Raw genomic sequence first — 18,538 nt, 5'->3', positions numbered from 1 at the left:
CCCCGCTCAGACCGTCAGATGCCGTTTGAGGCAGGCGATAAGCTCGTCCGTGTCGACAGGTTTGGTGACGTAGTCGTTCGCGCCCGAGGCGATGCTCTTTTCGCGATCACCGGGCATCGCCTTCGCCGTGACGGCCACGATCGGCAGCCGGGCGTGCTCGGGCATGGCCCGGATCGTCGCGGTCGCGGTGTAGCCGTCCATCTCGGGCATCATGATGTCCATCAGGACCAGGTCGATGCCCGGATGAGTGGTCACTCGCTCGACGCCCTTGCGGCCGTCTTCGGCGTGTAGCACCCGCAGGCCGTGTAGTTCCAGGATTCCGGTGAGCGCGTAGACATTGCGCGGGTCGTCATCGACGATCAGCACGGTGCGACCGTGCAGAGTGTTGTCGACGTCTGGTGAGTGAACCGTCGCGGGCTTCTCTCCCGGGTGGACCAGTGGCAGCACCGCCCCCGGCTCGTCCGCCGAAAGGTGCAGGGCGATCCGTTCCCGCAGTTCGTCCAGACCGGACAGCACCTCGAGCGAGAGCGTCTCGGCTCTCGTCCGCAGTAGCTGTTCCTGTTCGTGGTCGAGGCGTCTGCTGTTGTGGACCAGGATCGGGACCGTCCGCAGGGCGTTGTCACCCTGCATGGCGTCGAGGAAGGCGAACGAGGTCCCTTCCCGCAGATCGAGGTCGAGCACGACACAGTGATACGCGTCGGTGGCGAGGGCGGCCGCCGCTTCCTCCGTGCCCGCCGCTGTCACCACTTCGACGTCGGCGGTGATGACCCCGAAGTCCCTGCTGTCGGCCAGATCGCCGGCGGCGCTCTCGGCGACGAGCGTCAGCAGACCGCGTTGCCGCCCTTCGACCACGAGCAGGCGACGATGCGTGCGGCGCGGGGACTCCCGCACCGGTTCGGCGCCCGGCGTGGCGGCCGATTCCGTACCGACGGCGGGCCGCACCGTGAAGTCCGGTCGTGCGACCGGCAGGTAGAAGGTGAACGTACTGCCCTCACCGAGAGTGCTCTCCGCGGTGAGGTGTCCTCCCAGCAACTGCGCGATCTCCCGGCTGATCGACAATCCGAGACCGGTTCCGCCGTACTTGCGGCTGGTCGTGCCGTCCGCTTGCTGGAACGCGCCGAAGATCGATTCGAGCTGGTGTTCCGCGATCCCGATTCCCGTGTCGATGACCCGGAAGGCGACGGCGGGCCCGTTCGTGCGAACGGACGGAGGCAGCTCTTCGACCCCGACCGGCTCGATGTGCAGCTCGATTCCGCCCGTGCTGGTGAACTTCACCGCGTTGGAGAGGAGGTTGCGCAGCACCTGCCGCAGCCGCGAGTCGTCGGTCAGCACCTGCGCGGGGGCGTCCTGGCCGACGCGGATCCGGAAGTCGAGCTGCCGCTGCGAGGTCATCGGCCGGAAGGTCGCTTCGACGTAGTCCAGCAGCTGCCGCAAGGGGACCTGTTCCGGGGTGACGTCCATCTTCCCCGCCTCGACCTTGGACAGGTCGAGGATGTCGTTGATCAACTGCAGGAGATCCGAACCCGCCGAGTGGATGATGCCCGCGTACTCCACTTGCTTGGAGGTGAGGTTGCGAGTGGGGTTCTGGGCCAGCAGTTGCGCGAGGATCAACAGACTGTTGAGCGGGGTCCGCAGTTCGTGGCTCATGTTGGCCAGGAACTCCGACTTGTACTTCGACGCCAGTGTCAGCTGGTGGGCACGGGTTTCGAGTTCTTGGCGCGCTTGCTCGATTTCGAGGTTCTTCGTCTCGATGTCACGGTTCTGGGTCGCCAGCAGCGCGGCCTTCTCTTCCAGCTCGGCGTTGGAACGCTGCAGTTCTTCCTGCTGTGACTGCAGTTCCTCCGAACGAGTCTGGAGCTCGGCGGTCAGTCGCTGCGACTCGTCGAGCAGCTCGTCCGTACGTGCGTTGGCGACGATGCTGTTGACGTTGACGCCGATCTGTTCCATCAGCAGTTCGAGGAAGGCCCGGTGCACTTCGGTGAAACCGTGGATCGAGGCCAGCTCGATCACGCCGAGAACCTGATCTTCCACCACGATCGGGAGCACGATCAGGTTCGCCGGTCTCGTCTTCCCCAGGCCGGACGAGATGGCCACATAGTCCTCCGGGACTTCGTCGACCATGATCGGGCGACGACTGCGTGCCGCCTGTCCGACCAGTGATTGGCCGATCCGGAAGCGCGCCACCGGACCCTCGCCGGCGTCGGGATGCCCGTAAGCGCCGACAAGCCGCAGCTCCGGCCTCTCCGCCGTCTCGTCGGCGAGGTAGAACGCGCCGTACTGCGCGGCGACCAACGGGACCAGCTCGTCCATCACCGCCGCCGCGACCACGGCGAGGTCGCGGCGTCCCTGCATCAGGCCGGTGATGGTGGCCAGGTTCGACTTCAGCCAGTCTTGCTCGTGGTTGGCCCGCGTGGTCTCGCGCAGGGATTCCACCATCGAGTTGATGTTGTCCTTGAGCTCGGCGACCTCGCCGGAGGCGTCCACGGTGATCGAGCGGGTGAGGTCGCCTTCCGCGACCGCGCTGGTGACCTTGGCGATCGCCCGGACCTGGCGGGTGAGGTTCCCGGCCAGTTCGTTGACGTTCTCCGTCAGCCGTTTCCAGGTGCCCGAGACGCCTTCGACCTCGGCCTGGCCACCGAGCCGCCCCTCACTGCCGACCTCGCGCGCGACCCGGGTGACCTCCGCGGCGAACGCCGACAGCTGGTCGACCATCGTGTTGATGGTGGTCTTGAGTTCCAGGATCTCGCCACGCGCGTCCACGTCGATCTTGCGGGACAGGTCGCCCTGCGCGACCGCGGTGGTCACCTGGGCGATGTTGCGGACCTGCCCGGTGAGGTTGTTCGCCATCGAGTTGACGTTGTCGGTGAGGTCCTTCCAGGTTCCGGCGACGTTCGGCACCCTGGCCTGCCCGCCGAGGATCCCTTCGGTGCCCACCTCACGCGCCACCCGCGTGACCTCGTCCGCGAACGCCGACAGCGTGTCGACCATCGTGTTGATGACGTCGGCCAGCGCCGCGACCTCGCCCTTGGCCTCGACGGTGATCTTGCGGGACAGGTCACCTCGCGCGACCGCCGTGGCGACCTGCGCGATCGAGCGCACCTGACCGGTGAGGTTGGACGCCATCACGTTGACGTTGTCGGTGAGGTCCTTCCAGGTCCCCGAGACACCCCGGACCGTCGCCTGCCCGCCGAGGTTGCCCTCGGTGCCGACCTCGCGGGCGACGCGGGTGACTTCGTCGGCGAAGGCGGACAGCTGGTCGACCATCGTGTTGATGGTGTCCTTGAGTTCCAGGATCTCGCCGCGCGCGTCGACCCGGATCTTCTGCGACAGGTCACCGCGGGCCACCGCGGTGGTGACCTCGGCGATCGAGCGGACCTGCGCCGTCAGGTTGTCCGCCATGAAGTTCACGGAGTCGGTGAGGTCGCGCCAGGTGCCGGAGACGCCCTTGACGTCGGCCTGTCCGCCGAGCCGTCCTTCGGTGCCGACTTCGCGGGCGACGCGGGTGACCTCGTCGGCGAAGGCGGAGAGCTGCCCCACCATGGTGTTCAGCGTGTTCTTCAGCTCCAGGACCTCGCCGCGCGCCGTCACGTTGATCTTCTGGGACAGGTCGCCGCGGGCCACCGCGGTGGCGACCTGGGCGATGTTGCGGACCTGGTCGGTGAGGTTGCCCGCCATGAAGTTCACGGAGTCGGTGAGGTCGCGCCAGGTGCCGGAGACGCCCTTGACGTCGGCCTGTCCGCCGAGCCGCCCTTCGGTGCCGACTTCACGGGCGACGCGAGTGACCTCGTCGGCGAACGAGGACAGCTGGTCGACCATCGTGTTGATCGTGTTCTTCAGTTCGAGGATTTCGCCGCGGGCGTCCACGGTGATCTTCTGCGACAGATCGCCCTTCGCGACCGCCGTGGTCACTTGAGCGACGTTGCGGACCTGGTCGGTGAGGTTGCCCGCCATGAAGTTCACCGAGTCGGTGAGATCGCGCCAGACGCCGCCGACGCCCGGCACCTCCGCCTGGCCGCCCAGCCGTCCCTCGCTACCGACCTCTCGTGCGACGCGGGTGACCTCGTCCGCGAACGAGGACAGCTGGTCCACCATCGTGTTCACGGTGTCCTTGAGTTCGAGGATCTCGCCTCTCGCGTCGACGTCGATCTTCTGGGACAGATCGCCCCGCGCCACCGCGGTCGCCACCTGGGCGATGTCACGCACCTGGGTGGTGAGGTTGCCCGCCATCGCGTTCACCGAGTCGGTGAGGTCTTTCCAGGTGCCGGAGACACCGGGCACCTTCGCCTGGCCGCCCAGCTGACCTTCGCTGCCGACCTCGCGTGCGACCCGGGTGACCTCCGAGGTGAACAAGGACAGCTGGTCCGCCATCCCGTTGAACACGGTGGCGATGTCGCCCAGCAACCCGTCGGCGCCGTCGGGCAGCCTGATGCCGAAGTCCCCGTCCCGTACCGCCGTCAGCCCGGCCAGAAGCTGGCGCAGTTCTTCTTCTCCGGCACGACTCATCGTCGCAGTTGCCGACCCGCTCATCCGTCACCACGTCTCTTCGTTTGCAGCGTCGAGGAAAGAACCGACAACCAACCGAGGAAGTGCACGGGCGGCGAGGAGCGGCCCGGGCGGTTCCCGAGCATAGCGAAGGTGTTAGGCTACGCCGCAACGGTTGAGCAGCCAGCCGCATCCCGCCGAGCGAGACGCCGCATTGCTCCCGTCAGCCACATCGCTCACGTCCGGAGCCCGCGCGCTGTTGTCGCCGCAGGGCTGTTTCGGCGTGTCCATTTCCGGAAACGAATGCGGTTTCCGGCCGTCGCCGGTCAGTGTGATTTTTTCGCGTTTGCCGCCTTTTTCGTCCGGGTATTTCCGCGGTGACGACGAAAGCATGAGCCCTGGGCGCGGGAGGCGGCGATCAGCACGACGAGCACTGCTGCGTCCATTGTGGAGCCGGACGCCGTGTCCGGCCGGGGTGTGGCAGGCGAAGGCCTGGTTCCCACGCAGCGGCGACGCGCTCGCGACAGCGACGAGTACGCGCATTGCCGGCCGCTGTTCGATCAGCTGGCCGCTCTTCCGGCCGATCATCCGCGCCGCGGAGCGCTGCGTGACCGCTTGATCCTTGAGCTGTTACCACTCGCCGAACACGTCGCCCTGCGCTTCCTCGGCAGGGGGCAGGCGAAAGAAGATCTGGTCCAGGTCGCCCGGGTCGGCCTGGTGAAGGCCGTCGACCGGTTCGAACCGGGCCGTGGTGACTTCCTGTCGTTCGCCGTTCCCACGGTCATGGGTGAGGTTCGCCGTTTCTTTCGTGACACCGGCTGGGCGGTGCACGTACCGCGACGCATGCAAGAACTCAGTTTCCGGCTCAAGCAGGGCGCCGCGGAGCTCGGTCAGGTCCTCGGCCGCGCTCCGACACCGAGCGAGCTGGCCGGACATCTCGGCATCGACGTCGAGACGATTCGTGAAGGTTTGCTGGCCGCGAACGGCTATCAGACTTCGTCGCTGGATCGACCGGCCACCGACGGCGAGGACACGACGGTCTCGGCCGACGTGGTGGGCGAGGTGGACTCGCGTCTGGAACTCATCGAAGATCACGAGGCGGTGGTGCCTCTTCTGCTCCGGTTGCCGGGAAGGGAGCGGGCGATCGTGCTGATGCGGTTCTTCGAAGGCTTGACTCAAGCGCAGATCGCGGCCCGGATCGGGATCTCCCAGATGCACGTCTCCCGGCTTCTCGCGAAGGTGCTTTTGAAGCTACGCGAGCAGCTGGGCACCTGACCGGCGTCGGCCTGACGGCGCGACCCGGGAACGCGTTCCCTCGATCGTGTTACGCGTGGACGTCGTCCCGCCCGGCATGCGGTCACTGATTCGAGTGTATTGGTTTTGCCTGTATTGACTCTGTCGCCGTGCTGATACTTGGTGAATTCCTGCTGGTCAGCTCCGGCTCGGTGGTCGCGGAAGCGAGAAAATGCCGTCATCGGCCGATTTCTTGGCCAGGGGCGCGACGTGCCCGTCGAACGAAACAATTATGATTCGCACCGCTTGAACAAGCCGACCGGAAAGGGAGCCAGACGTGGGAAGCCGGACAATCGACGCGATGCGTGTCGGTCGCCTTCTGGCTCGCCCGCTCGTCTTGGCGGGCGGTGTGGTCGCGGCCACCGCCGTGGCCTGGATCGTGGGAGATGTCTCCGCGAGGGCCGACTCCTTGATCCCTGACGACTTGCCCGGATTGACTGCTCCGGCGGTCGAGGTGGTCCCTGCGACCGCGATGGTGAACCGCGACTCGGCGTCTTCGCTGATACGGAAAGCACTGAGTGCGGAAGTGCTCATCTCGTCGGAACATCTTGACGAGACAGTGAAATCAGCGGTGAGTACGGCAACCGACGCCGCCGGGCCGGTCCGCCACACAGCCACCGCGCTCGATGTTCCTGACCAGCGGCAGCTGGACGAAGCCAGTCGCGAGAGCGTCGTGGTCATGACTTCCGACGATGGTGCTCCCGCATCGGGTCCGGCCATTGTCTCCTCCGCCCGGATCCTGCGGGGTGAAGCGGTCCACGCCGCCACATCGCTCCCGACTTCGCGTGGACACGAGGTCGTCGGCCATCACCCGCACCCCCGCTCGTTCGTTCATGCTGTCGGGAAGCCGATTCCGCCACCGTCGCCGACGGTGACCTGTGGAACATCGACAAGTCTCGCTGTGGCGTGCGGTGGTGACCTCGGTAGTGGCGCCGTCGTGTCGGGACCTGCTGAACGGAACATACGGGTTTCGCCGGGGCACGGCGCTTTCGGGCACCAGGCCGCGCAGGCGGCGGTGATCCGGCCGGGCGTCACGCCCGGCTGACCGGACAGGCGATCGGCTTTCGGACTTGGTCGATCGTCCTGGCCAGGCGTCGCTGTCTTGCGACGTCCGGTCGTCATTGTTTCCTTTTCTCATTCAAGGAGAGTTATTTGTCATGCAAAATTGGGTGAAGTACGCCTTGGGGACCACGCTTGCCGGCGGTGGCCTGGTGATGCTGGGAGCGGGTGTCGCGTCGGCGGCCGGAAATGTCGCTCCCAGCCTGCCTGCGACCCCGGTGGACCAGAACCTCGTCACCTCCGCCGTGAGCGGGCTGACCGAGGCCATGCGGCAGGCGCGGCCGCTGGACCAGCTGGCCGCGGCAGACCAGGATTCCCTGCAGCCGGCTGTCACCACGGCGATGACCGATGTCCCGGCCGCGGTGCCGCCCACCACGACACCGGTCGGGCAGGTCTATCCGGCGCCGATGGGGTCGTTGCCCTCCTTGCCGGTGGTCGGCGACCTGCGGGCACCGGATCTGAACAGCCCGCTGGATGTTCAGCTGGATGAGGCCGATCTGCCTGTCGTGCCGCTTTTCTCGCGGGTGGAGCACGCGCAAGACGCGCTTACGGCTCTGAAGCCGAACACTCCGGTCCACAGCGAATTCGAGTTGCTGCCCGCTCCGGTGGACGGGACCGTCGTCACGGATCCGCTCGACGCCGGTTCGGGCACCCGGGTGACCGTGGCCAACACTGAAACCTTGCTGCGAAAGTAGCGTCGACGTCACGCGGCCGGGGGCTCGAGGAAGTACTCGAGCCCCTGCCCGCCGGTTACGCGCCCACTCGCAGCCAAGAGTAGAAGTAAGGGTAAAGCCGTGACAGCGATCTTGATCTGTGACAGCCGGGGGAGAGTGCGGGAAGCGGTCAGTCGCGCCATGTCCGCGGTTCCCGGCGTAGACCATGTCGACTGCGTGGCGGAGGCCGAGGGGCTGCTGGCCAAGTATTCCCGTCGGCGCGCCGACCTGGTTCTCGTCGGCTTGGAACGCGCCGCACCGAGCGGAGTGGAGGCCGTCCGACGGCTCGTCAAGGCGGACTTCCGGGCCAACATCCTGGTCTTCGGTGCGGCCAACGATCCTGTGGTCGTAGCCAACGCGATCATCGGGGGCGCCCGAGGTTACCTTCGCTGGAACACCTCCTGGCCGGAGGTCGTCTCCGCTCTCGCCGACACTCTCAACAGCATTGCCGTGCCTGTGCCGCGGCAGCCGTCCTCTATCGGCGTGCAGCTGACGAGTCGTGAGCTGCAGGTACTGACCGGGATGAGCCAAGGCAAACGCAATGGGGAAATCGGCCGTGAACTGCACCTGGCCGAAGATACGGTGAAAACCCACGCACAACGGCTTTTCCGCAAGCTCGGGGCACAGGACCGCGCCCAAGCCGTCGCCCACGGTTTCCGCAGAGGTGTTCTGCTCTAGCACGACCCGGCACGGCCTATGCCGAGTCGGGGTGCTGGTGGATGGTGAGCAGGAGGTGGTCGAACTGGGTGCGTTGCCGCAGGGGGCCGCCGCCGAGGCCGGTGAGGGCGTTGGCCGTGAAGTTGCGCGACCCCGTCGGTTCACAGCCAGGGGGCTGGTGACCAGTACGGGAAGGGTCCCTTCACTGCGCCTAGCGCAAGGAAGGGGTCCTTCTCGTACTTCACGCGACCAGGGTGCCGGTACCGAGAGGGTCGGGATTGGGTTAGAACAATGAGCACCCGCCCGATACTGTCCTATATGGACAGTTGGGAGGCGGTCGGTTCTCGTCGGCCGACCCAGATCCGCCCCCGACCGCGAAACAGGACACGGCCGCTCGGCATCGGAGGCGGCGAAGGTACCGGGTGCCCAGGTCACCTTCATGAAGCTCGGGTGAGTGCCCGCAGCAGTGTCGAAAGCCCGTCCGGCGCTCGGCCGTCCAGGCGGGCGCTCGTCAGCACTTTCGCTTGGGTCCGGATGGGGATCGTCCGGCCAAGGCGCCAAGCAGAGTCGCTGTCCGCGGCCACCTCACCGATGACGTCGGTCAGCTCCGCCTCGTGGCCGGCCAGCGCCGAGTCGGGCAGACCTACCCATACCGACTCCACGTCCTCCAATCCTTGGCACCGCAATGCTTCCAGGAGTTCCCGGTGTTCGGCGGCCGACGAGCCGGGGTACGCGGCCTCCCCGTCGGTCGCGACGACCAGCCGAACCTCTGGCTCCACGGGCGTGCAGCCGTTGGATGAGTCCGGAAACGCCCAGAGTCTCGTCGTCCGGGTGCGCGGCGACGACACACACGCGGCGGAAACCCTCCGCCGGGGAAGGGATCCATGGTCACCGCCGCCCCTCCTTCAGCAGCTCGACGCCAAGGGCCGCGAGGTCGCGGGCACCGTGGTGCTGCCGGACGTAGACCATCAGGTCGGACAGCTGCCGGGGAAGTCGGCGGTCGCGGCAGAGCGCTGTCGGCCCGGTGATTTCCGGCGCGACGTCGAGGACCTGCCGGGCCGTGTGCTCGACGGCGGACCGGCAGAATCCGGTCAGCAAAGGCAGATCCTCGTCCGGTTCGGTGTCGACGGCTTCCGCCGTCCGCACGAGCAGCGCGTCGGCCTGGTGGATCGCGGTGTGGAGCGTGCCGAGGTGGGCGTGCTGGTGGTCGTCCGCCGCACCGCGGGCGAGCAGGTGCGTCGTCACCGAGTCCACGACGGCCGCGCAGCCGCCGAGCCACACCGCGGCGACGCCCGCGCCGCCGAGGCTGAATCCCGGCCGGGACACGTACCAGCCCGGCTCGCCGACGATATGGGTCGAGGTCACCGGGACCCCGTCGAACCGGACGTCACCGCTGTCGGAGGCGTCCATCCCGATCGCCTGCCACGTCTCCGGCAGTGCCTGGACGCCCGGCTCGTCCAGGCCGACCTCCAGCAGGATCGGCGGCCCGTCTTCGTAGTCCGCCATCACCAAGGCGCGGTCGAGGACTTGAGCGCCTGAGCAGAACCGGACGGTACCGGTGAGAGCGCCGCCCACGACGGCCGCGCCGGTACCGCCCGAGCGGGCGGCCCAGACGCCGTACAGCGCGCCTGGTACGGGCTCCCGGCCGGCTTCGGCCAGGATCGCGAGGGCGTCGGTATGGCCCTCCGCGAGCCGCCCGAGCACCAGGTCGCGCCGCCCGAGCCCGGCGAGCGTCGTCCAGCGGCCCCACGTGTCGCCCCTACCGGGGAGCGGCAGGTCGAGGACACCGTTCACCATCAACAGCCGCACCATGGCGGTGATGGTCTCGCCGGTTCTCGGCTCCGCCAGGTGCTCCGGTGCGGCCGGTTCGAGCAGGGTCTTCAGCAAGGTCCGATTCCTCAGTCGTTCATCACATGCTCGGCTCGCTCCCACACGCGGTGCAGTCCCACGGACTTCACCAGCTCGGCGGAGAACGGTTTGGCGACCTCGTCGGCGAGCACGATTCCCGGTGCGTCGACGTCGATCCCGGCGTCGGTCAGCACCTGGCGTCCGTCGCCCCAGGCGCCGATGGCCTTGCAGTGGCGGAACATCTCCTGCAGCAGAATGGTCAGCTTGATGTCGTGCAGCCCGGCCGTGCCGTCGGCGACCACCATCGCGTCGAACTCGATGGACCGGGCGGTGAGGAAGGTCCGCGCCACCGGCTGTAGTCCGCGCCCTCGTTTCAGCGTTCCCCCTGCCGGTGCCAGAACCCGCAGGATGGCACCCTGGGCTTCGACGACCCGGCGGAGTTTGCCGATCCCGCCGAGGTCGGCGGCGGACGTCGCCACGACCCCGATGATGCGGCCCGCGATCGGGCCGGGTCCCGGCGGGATCTGGGACAGCGCGGCCGACGGTGTGACGTCTTCGGCCGGGGTGCCCAGCGGAGCGGGCAGCCCGAGTCCTTCGGCGACCGCCGCGCACAGTTCGGCGTCGACCTGGGCGAGAGACTGCAGGACACGGGCCTGGATCGTCTGCGAGAAGCACTTTCCCAGCTCGAACGTGAACGCTTCGATCTCGTGGATCTTCTCGATCCTGGAGAGGCTCTTCCAGAAGAGCGTGGCCTGCGAGAAGTGATCGTCGAACGAAACCGGGTTGGCCCTGATCTTGGGGCCCGAGACCTCGATGGGCCGGTGGACGTAGGCGCCCTCGGCCTCCGTCGCCGTCGTCGGCAGCGCGTCGTCGACGCTGTTGGGCAGATACGGGGCCTGTCCTTGGTGGATGAGGGTTTGGTGCATCCCGTCGCGCAGATTGTCGTTGACGGCCGCGTGCGGGCAGTTGATCGGGAGTTGCGTGAAGTTGGGCCCGCCGAGCCGGGTGAGCTGGGTGTCCAGATAGGAGAACAGCCTCGCCTGCATCAACGGGTCGTCGGTCACCTCGATGCCCGGCACCAGGTTGCCGGTGTGGAAGGCGACCTGCTCGGTTTCGGCGAAGTAGTTGGTCGGGTTCCGGTCCAGCGTGAGCCTGCCGACCAGCTGGACCTCGGCGAGCTCTTCCGGGACGATCTTGGTCGGGTCGAGCAGGTCGATTCCTTCGAACATCTCGTCCTCGGAATCCGGCATGACCTGCATGCCGAGTTCGTATTCCAGCGGTGCCCCGGCGTCGATGCCGTCGGCCATGTCCCGGCGGTGGAAGTCGGGATCGACACCGGCGGCGATCTGGGCTTCTTCCCAGACCAGGGAGTGCACCCCGGCCACCGGCTTCCAGTGGAACTTCACCAGGCTGGTCTCGCCCTCGGCGTTGACCAGCCGGAAGGTGTGCACCCCGAAGCCCTCCATGGTCCGATAAGAGCGAGGGATCCCGCGATCGGACATGGCCCACATGACGTGGTGCGTCGCCTCGGTGTGCAGGGAGACGAAGTCCCAGAAGGTGTCGTGCGCGGTCTGCGCCTGCGGGATCTCCCGGTCCGGATGGGGCTTGCCCGCGTGGATGACGTCGGGGAACTTGATGCCGTCCTGGATGAAGAAGACCGGCATGTTGTTGCCGACCAGGTCGAAGTTCCCTTCGTCCGTATAGAACTTCACCGCGAACCCGCGGACGTCCCGGACGGTGTCCGCGGATCCGCGTGAACCCAGCACCGTCGAGAACCGCACGAAGACGGGAGTCTCCCGGCCCCTCTCCAGAAAACCGGCCTTGGTCACCGAAGACGCGTTGCCATGGGCGCGGAAGGTGCCGTGTGCCGCGGCCCCTCGCGCGTGGACCACCCGCTCCGGGATGCGCTCGTGGTCGAAATGGGTGATCTTCTCGCGGAGGTGGAAATCCTCCATCAAGGACGGTCCTCGCGGGCCTGCCTTCAATGAGTGATCGGTGTCCGGCAGCCGGACCCCCTGAGCCGTCGTCAGGTAGTCCCCCCGCTGCCCCTCACCCGACCGGCCGACCGTGGCGTTCGATGTGGCTTCCGCCGATTCTGGCTGCTCGCGCTGACGTTTCGGGGGCATGATTCTCCTTGCCGAGAGTGGTGGTGTGCCGCGAATACCCCGCTCCTTGCGCGTTTAAGCCATCCGTACGGAAACTCGTTCGGGTGGGCAATCGAGGTGTGCTCGGTGCCGATCGGGGGTAGTCAGGCAGTGATTCATCCGGCGACCGGCCGGATCATCCGAAAGGGAACCGAAGTGAGCCTGAACGACGACGACATTTCCACCACATCGGACAAGGACAAGGAAGGCCCGGCGGACTCCGGCGCCGGCCAGGGGACTCCTGGTGAGCACGACGGCGGAGCCGACGGCGGTGCCGAAGGCCCGGCCGACTCCGGCGCCGGCCAGGGCACTCCCGGCCAGCACGACGGCGGAGCCGACGGCGGCGCGGACAGTGGCGCGAGCTGACCTGAGCGAGCCGTCCGCCGGTATCGGGGATGCCCCGGTATCGGCGGACGGCCGTAAGCCGAAGAGCCCCCTGACGCGGCTGGTCGGATCCGGCGTCGAAGAGTTTTCCACCCGGCACTGGGGCCGGAAGCCGTTGTTGCGGCGGACCGGCGACCGCTTCGGAGATCTGCTCGACTTGGACGGCGTCGATGAACTGCTGTCCCGCCGTGGCCTGCGTACGCCATTCCTGCGCATGGCCCGTAACGGATCGGTGATTGATTCCCGTTCGTTCACCGGTGGTGGTGGTGTCGGCGCCGAAATCGGGGATCAGGTCGCCGACGACCGGGTCGCCGCTCTGTTCGCCGACGGTGGCACCATCGTGCTGCAAGGCCTGCACCGCACGTGGCCGGGCATCATCGACTTCGTCACCGGCCTGACCGACGAACTCGGTCACCCGGCGCAGGTCAACGCCTACATCACTCCGCCGTCTTCACAGGGGTTTTCCGCGCACTACGACGTGCACGACGTCTTCGTCCTCCAGTTCGCCGGTCGCAAACATTGGAAGGTGCACGCGCCAGTCCACACGGCGCCACTTCGCGACCAGCAGTGGAACGAGCACGCCGACGCTGTCGCGGCGCGGGCTCGTGAGGACGCTCCGGTCATCGACGAAGTCCTCGAGCCCGGTGACGTGCTGTACCTCCCGCGCGGCTGGCTGCATTCCGCGACCGCTCTCGGCGATGTTTCCGCCCATCTGACCGTCGGTGTCCACGTCATCACCAGGTTCGCCCTGGTGGAAGCACTCACGGCTCTCGTCGGCGCTGACGACCGGTTGCGCACGTCCCTGCCCTTGGGGATCGACGTCGCCGATCCTGCTCAGCTGGAAGATCATTTCGAGTCGGTCCGGGACGACCTGATCGCCGCGCTGAAGGCCGTGCCTGCCGAAGACATCGCCCGGCACGTCCGTGACAGGGCGTGGAAAGGGAATCGACCGGAGCCAGTGGCCCCGGTCGCGGCCGCCACGTTCGCGCTGAACCTCGGCGACGGTGACTCCGTGCGGCGCCGCGACGGTCTGCGTTTCCGCGTCCGGGACGAGGGAGACGGCCACGTCGTACTCGGCCTCCCGGACCGGCACATCGTGCTTCCCGCTTCCACCGCGACCGCCTTGTCGGCCTTGCTGGACGGAAGTACGTGGCGCGTGGGGGAGGTTCCGGGGATGGATCGAACCGATCAGCTCGTCCTCGTCCGGCGCCTGCTCCGGGAAGGCGTGCTGATGGCCGCGAGCGCATGACCGCGATACCGGTGGAGCGGGGTCGTTGCGCGGACTTGGCCGACGCCGCGGGGGATCCCGGAGAAGGTACGGCCCCGCCCGCGGACCATTGGCTGCTCATCGAGCATCCGGGCCCATGGGGGCGGTTCGCGCTCAAGGAGTCCGGTCTCGACCCGGCCGCGGTGGCTTCGCTGACCACTTGGTCGGCGCGTGTCCACGGCCGGATCGCTTTGGTGCGCCGGGTCGCGCGCCGTTCATCCGCGCGGGAGCGGCTTTCGCGCTGGTTCCGGATCGACGCACGTCCCGGACACGAAGAGATCCGCACCGGGGAATTCACGGACGCGGCCGAACTCTCCCGCGTCCCCTCCGCACCGGGGCGCGTAGTGTCCGGGCCTCTCGCGCTCGTCTGCGTTCACGGCAGGCACGACACGTGTTGCGCGGTCCGTGGCCGGTCACTCGCCGCCGCGGTGGCCGAGGAATTCCCTGAAGCCACTTGGGAATGCAGCCATGTCGGAGGGTGCCGCTTCGCTCCCTCGATGGTGTTGCTACCGCATGGGTTCACCTTCGGCGGCCTGCGGCCGGACGGAGCGAACGACATCGTCCACCGGTATCTGCGCGGCACGCTCGACACCGAGTTCCTCCGCGGCCGGTCCTCGTTCGAGCCCATCGTTCAAGCGGCCCACCATCACGCCCGCGCGGCCACCGGTGCCACCGGAATCGACGCTCTCCGTCTCGTGGAGGAGGTTCGCGAGAGCGGTTCCGATTGGCGGGTCGAGTTCACCGAACCTCGTTGCACGGTGTACTTGCGCGAACGGCATTTCCCGGTGGATCGCCCGCTCACCTGCGCGTCCGAGCCCGCGAAAAGGATCCGTGTTTTCGAGTTGCTGAAGGTCGTTCTGGATATCTACGGTGGGTGAGGCGGCCCCAGTTCATGTAGGCCCCGATTCGGGTGGTGTCGCGAAAGCCACTTTCGCGACGTCTGGTGTCCCGAAAGTGGCTTTCGCGACATGGCCGCCGGGCATCACGGACCGAACCCGCGATCAACCGAACAGGAAAAGTCACTCACGACCGGCCGGATCCGCCGCGGTCAGCCGATGCCCGGGACGGGAGCGAGTTGCCGCACGAAAAGTGTGGACCCTTCACACTTCCACTCGCCTTCTTTCCACAGGCCGAAGAATTCGCCAGTGAGGCCGGCGCTCCGGCAGAGGTAGTGGCTTTGGTAGTCCTGCGACTTCACCCACATTCCCGGCGGTGAAGGCTGTTCCGCGGCCGCGGACGAGGCGAATGTCAACGCCCCAGCGGCGATGACAATGCCGAGCAGCGTGCCGATCATCGTCTTCCTCACGGCGATTTCCTTCCTCCGATGAATGAATTTCAGTGACCGCGCAGCGAACGGCGGCGGACTGCCGCGCGTGGCTGTCTCTCGTGACTGCCGAGAACGATCTTGGCGAAATTCGAATATGCCGCACGGATGCCGGTGTGTACAAGAGGAAACCGTGCTTGTCACGGGAACGAGTGCCGGCGCGAGTCATCCGATGAGTGCTGTCGGAGACTGCGGAATCGTTTCCTGGCCGGGTAATTTGCCGTCGCGCTTACGGTGCACGCCGGTTTCCGGGTGCTTCGGGCCGTTGCGCTGGAAAGGGTGATGTGCCGGTGGAATCCGCTGACCAGGCGTTACCGTGATTCGAGGAGCACGCCGCCGGGCCGCGGGTTTCCGCCCCGTCGCGCCGAAGCAGCGGTCAGCACAGGTCAGTCCGTGCCGCGTGCCCATGGCGATCGTCACCGACATCGAGGAGTCCACTTGTCCCTGCGAGAAAACACCTTGAGCGTCGTCGATCTCCACAAGTCCTACGGGCACCGGCCCGTCCTGCGCGGTGTGGAATTCCAGCTCCGCGAAGGCGAACTGCTCGGCATCATCGGAGAGAACGGTGCGGGCAAGACCACTCTACTCGGCCTGCTGGCCGGAGCGCTCAAGGCCGACCGGGGGAAGATCTCCCGGCGCGGCAGCCTCGGCTACTGTCCACAACGGATCGTCGTGAACGACGACCTCACCGTGACGCAGCATTTGCGGTACTTCCAGTGCGCGTATCACCTCGAAAACCTCGACCGGGCCACGGAACTGACCGAACGGCTCGGGCTGGCGCGATACCGGGACACGAAGGCGGGCGCGCTCAGCGGCGGTACGAAGCAGAAGCTGAACCTCACGCTGGCGCTCATGCACGACCCCCAGGTCGTGCTCATGGACGAGCCGTATCAGGGATTCGACTGGGAGAACTACCTCAACTTCTGGGCGATCACCACGGAATTGCGCGACCGCGGGTCCTCCGTGCTGGTGATCTCGCACATCGCCCACGACACCGAGCGGTTCGACCGGCTCTACCGGCTGGAGTCAGGGGTGGTCGTGGCCGCCGAACCTGTCGGCGGCTCCGCCACGCAGGCGAAGTACCGGCGGGTCGCCTCGTGAAAACGTGGACGAACCTGACCAGCGGCGTCCGGGCCAGGCTCGACGACCTGGCCGTCGCCACCACCTGGCGGGCATCCTTGCTCAAGGCGGTGGGTTTCGAGGTCGCCCAGCACGCACGCAACCGGCTGGCTCTCTTGCTGGTCGTGTTCTTCATCCCGTGCTGGCTCGCGGTGGTGCACCTGGTGCTGCCCGATCGGCCGCTGGAGTTCCACTCGGCGATCATCGACAGGCCCGTCACCGTCGCCGCCGACGAGCTGGTGCTGATCTCCGCCGCGATCAACGCCGTGACGCTCATCGTCGGCTTCATGATGTTCACCGCTGTCCGCCGCTCGAACGACTTCGACCAACGGCTCGTGCTCGCCGGGCATTCCCGGTTGTGCCTGTTGACGGCCAAGCTGGTCGCGCTGTTCCTCGTCGCGGCCGTGGTGTCGGGTTACGCGACCGTCGTGATGACGTTCTTCTGCGATCCGCGCGACACGGGGGCGCTAGGACTCAGCCTGTTCTCCAGCGGCTTGATCTACGGCGGCTTGGGCATCGTGCTCGGCCTCGCCTTGTCGACCGAGCTGGCGGGCATGTTCGTCATCATCATGACCAGCCTGGTGGACGTGATGGTGCAGAACCCCGTCATCAACCCGGCGGAAAGCACCGGCGTGCTGCGGTACCTGCCCACCTACGGCGCGATGCAGAGCGGTGTGGCGGCGACGTTCACCGACAGCGGCTCGCCGGGCCATCTGCTGCTGGGCCCGCTGTGGTTCCTGATCTTCGCGCTGCTCGCGCTGGCCGCTTTCCACCGGCGCACCAGAAGCCGCACCGAGCACACGGAACTCGTGCCCGTCGACACGGAGACGGCCGTGGTCACGGTGAAGAGCCGGCCTGACGGCTCCCTCGTCGTCGAGTCACGCAGTGGCCCGGTCGTGCTCTGTTCACACCTCACCTGCGACAACCCTTGCGCGCCACCACAACGCCCGGCCTCGCCCGCCAAGGCACCTGCCAAGCGTGCGCCTGCCCGCCGGACCGCACCCGCGGCCACCACCACCTCTTGAGACACCGAAGAAAGGAATCCGTGGTGAGCGAGCGAGAAGTGTGGGACGTCGTGGTGGTCGGCGCCGGACCCGCCGGCGCGAGCGCGGCGAGAGTGGCCGCTGAGGCAGGTGGCCGCGTTCTGCTGCTGGAGCGCGCGGGTCTCCCGCGGTACAAGACCTGCGGCGGTGGCCTGATCGGATCCTCGCAGGCCTTTCTGCCCGAGGGGCTGGACGTCGAAATCCACGACGAGATCGACGCGGTCACGTTCGGGCTCGACGGCCGCCGGGTGCGCACCATGGCCTCCACGGGTGACGTGCGATGCAAGATGGTGTTCCGCGACGAGCTGGACGCCGCTTTGACGCGGCTGGCCGCCGAAGCCGGTGCCACCGTGCGCGATCGGACCGCGGTGGCACGGATAGAGGACGGCGACGGCGTCGTCGACCTCCGCACCGCGACCGGCGACCTCGTCCGCACCCGGGCGCTCGTCGGAGCGGACGGGAGCGCGAGCCGGGTCGGCAGGCATATCGGAGTCAGCTGCGAGCAGGTGGATCTCGCGCTCGAAGTCGAGGTGCCGGTCGACCGGCGCGTGGCGTCGCGATGGCGCGGCCGCATGCTCATGGAATGGGGTCCGCTGCCGGGCTCCTTCGGCTGGGTGTTCCCGAAGGGGGACATCTGCACCGCGGGAGTGGTGGCCGCCAAGGGCCAGGGCGAAGCGACGAAGGCCTATCTCCGTGAGTTCCTCGGACGCCACGAACTCGGCCATTTGACGCCGCTGCACGACACCGGCCACCTCACGCGGTGCCGACGGCCGGACTCGCCCTTGGCGCGGAACCGGGTGCTGGTGGCGGGTGACGCCGCCGGGCTGGGTGATCCCTGGTCTCGGGAGGGGATTTCCTTCGCGCTGCGGTCCGGGACGTGGGCGGGGGCGGCGGCGGTTCGCCTCGCGCGGGCCGAGGACGAGCCCGGACGCGAGCGCGCGCGGGAGGGTTACGTCACCGCGGTGTCCTCCACGCTCGGAGCGGAAATGCGGGCGTCCCGGCGGATCATGGACATCTTCACCCGGCGTCCCGGCCTGTTCCACACGGCGTTGACCGGTGTTCCGCCGGTGTGGCGCCGGGTCGACTCCTACCTCGGTGGCCGCACCACGATCCCCGACCTGGTCGGCACGCCCGTGGCCCGCGCGGCACTGAAGACCATCGACTTCCTGCTGTGAAACCCGGCGCCGCCCGCGGTGGGTGGCACT

Annotated in this window: 15 protein-coding genes; 9 read left to right on the top strand and 6 right to left on the bottom strand. The window is 67.5% G+C overall.

Annotated features, from left to right (window positions below; genetic code table 11):
• Window positions 1-6: 6 nt before the first annotated feature.
• Entirely contained in the window at window positions 7-4,503 is a 4,497-nt protein-coding gene (locus BS329_RS09265; protein ID WP_208619182.1) for a HAMP domain-containing protein, read from the bottom strand.
• 471 nt (window positions 4,504-4,974) lie between these two features.
• On the opposite strand from BS329_RS09265, the gene BS329_RS09260 reads away from it, so the two are divergent.
• Window positions 4,975-5,757 carry a SigB/SigF/SigG family RNA polymerase sigma factor gene (locus BS329_RS09260; protein ID WP_208619189.1) on the top strand — a complete coding sequence of 261 codons (783 nt, stop codon included), beginning with the start codon at window positions 4,975-4,977 and terminating at the stop codon, window positions 5,755-5,757.
• 156 nt (window positions 5,758-5,913) lie between these two features.
• On the opposite strand, the gene BS329_RS42415 is transcribed toward BS329_RS09260, so the two are convergent.
• On the bottom strand, window positions 5,914-6,456 hold the full coding sequence (locus BS329_RS42415) for a hypothetical protein (protein WP_143252933.1): 543 nt from the start codon (window positions 6,454-6,456) through the stop codon (window positions 5,914-5,916).
• Between the two features lie 476 nt (window positions 6,457-6,932).
• Between BS329_RS42415 and BS329_RS09250 the strand changes: the two genes are divergently transcribed.
• The gene (locus tag BS329_RS09250) at window positions 6,933-7,529 is read left to right on the top strand and encodes a hypothetical protein (protein WP_143252932.1); all 597 of its coding nucleotides are present in this window, start codon (window positions 6,933-6,935) and stop codon (window positions 7,527-7,529) included.
• Window positions 7,530-7,628: 99 nt separating this feature from the next.
• On the top strand, window positions 7,629-8,225 hold the full coding sequence (locus BS329_RS09245) for a response regulator transcription factor (protein WP_076157980.1): 597 nt from the start codon (window positions 7,629-7,631) through the stop codon (window positions 8,223-8,225).
• Between the two features lie 416 nt (window positions 8,226-8,641).
• Here BS329_RS09245 and BS329_RS09240 read toward each other — a convergent pair whose 3' ends face one another.
• The 3 genes from BS329_RS09240 to BS329_RS09230 all read right to left on the bottom strand — a co-directional run bounded on the left by BS329_RS09240 (window position 8,642) and on the right by BS329_RS09230 (window position 12,178).
• Window positions 8,642-8,983 carry a PIG-L deacetylase family protein gene (locus BS329_RS09240; protein WP_244197078.1) on the bottom strand — a complete coding sequence of 114 codons (342 nt, stop codon included), beginning with the start codon at window positions 8,981-8,983 and terminating at the stop codon, window positions 8,642-8,644.
• 109 nt (window positions 8,984-9,092) lie between these two features.
• Window positions 9,093-10,091, bottom strand: a complete 999-nt coding sequence (locus tag BS329_RS09235) for an acyl-CoA dehydrogenase family protein (RefSeq protein WP_244197077.1) — start codon at window positions 10,089-10,091, stop codon at window positions 9,093-9,095.
• A gap of 11 nt (window positions 10,092-10,102) precedes the next feature.
• Entirely contained in the window at window positions 10,103-12,178 is a 2,076-nt protein-coding gene (locus BS329_RS09230) for a catalase (RefSeq protein WP_143252931.1), read from the bottom strand.
• Between the two features lie 174 nt (window positions 12,179-12,352).
• Here BS329_RS09230 and BS329_RS09225 point away from each other — a divergent pair, with 174 nt between their 5' ends.
• From BS329_RS09225 to BS329_RS09215, 3 genes are read left to right on the top strand one after another with little or no spacing between them, the layout of a single operon-like run.
• A complete protein-coding gene (locus BS329_RS09225) occupies window positions 12,353-12,562 on the top strand; it encodes a hypothetical protein (RefSeq protein WP_076158230.1) in 210 nt (69 codons plus the stop codon).
• Window positions 12,549-13,829, top strand: a complete 1,281-nt coding sequence (locus tag BS329_RS09220; RefSeq protein ID WP_084749506.1) for a cupin domain-containing protein — start codon at window positions 12,549-12,551, stop codon at window positions 13,827-13,829. Before BS329_RS09225 ends, BS329_RS09220 begins: the two co-directional genes overlap by 14 nt.
• On the top strand, window positions 13,826-14,725 hold the full coding sequence (locus BS329_RS09215; protein WP_076157973.1) for a sucrase ferredoxin: 900 nt from the start codon (window positions 13,826-13,828) through the stop codon (window positions 14,723-14,725). The genes BS329_RS09220 and BS329_RS09215 overlap by 4 nt, the downstream gene beginning before the upstream one ends.
• A gap of 170 nt (window positions 14,726-14,895) precedes the next feature.
• Here BS329_RS09215 and BS329_RS09210 read toward each other — a convergent pair whose 3' ends face one another.
• Entirely contained in the window at window positions 14,896-15,153 is a 258-nt protein-coding gene (locus BS329_RS09210; RefSeq protein ID WP_076157971.1) for a hypothetical protein, read from the bottom strand.
• A 456-nt stretch (window positions 15,154-15,609) separates the two neighbouring features.
• Between BS329_RS09210 and BS329_RS09205 the strand changes: the two genes are divergently transcribed.
• Genes BS329_RS09205 through BS329_RS09195 form a run of 3 tightly spaced genes read left to right on the top strand, consistent with a single transcriptional unit; the run spans window position 15,610 to window position 18,508 of the window.
• Window positions 15,610-16,272 carry an ATP-binding cassette domain-containing protein gene (locus BS329_RS09205; RefSeq protein ID WP_076157968.1) on the top strand — a complete coding sequence of 221 codons (663 nt, stop codon included), beginning with the start codon at window positions 15,610-15,612 and terminating at the stop codon, window positions 16,270-16,272.
• Window positions 16,269-17,315: an ABC transporter permease gene (locus tag BS329_RS09200; protein WP_076157965.1), complete on the top strand. Its 1,047-nt coding sequence runs from the start codon at window positions 16,269-16,271 to the stop codon at window positions 17,313-17,315. Before BS329_RS09205 ends, BS329_RS09200 begins: the two co-directional genes overlap by 4 nt.
• Before the next feature lie 23 nt (window positions 17,316-17,338).
• Window positions 17,339-18,508 (top strand): geranylgeranyl reductase family protein, encoded by a 1,170-nt coding sequence (locus BS329_RS09195; protein WP_208619181.1) that lies wholly within the window; start codon window positions 17,339-17,341, stop codon window positions 18,506-18,508.
• Window positions 18,509-18,538: the final 30 nt, after the last annotated feature.

The organism is Amycolatopsis coloradensis (assembly GCF_001953865.1).
GTDB lineage: Bacteria > Actinomycetota > Actinomycetes > Mycobacteriales > Pseudonocardiaceae > Amycolatopsis > Amycolatopsis coloradensis.
Note: the sequence above shows the minus strand (reverse complement) of the source record. Positions and strands in the feature narration are given on the sequence as shown.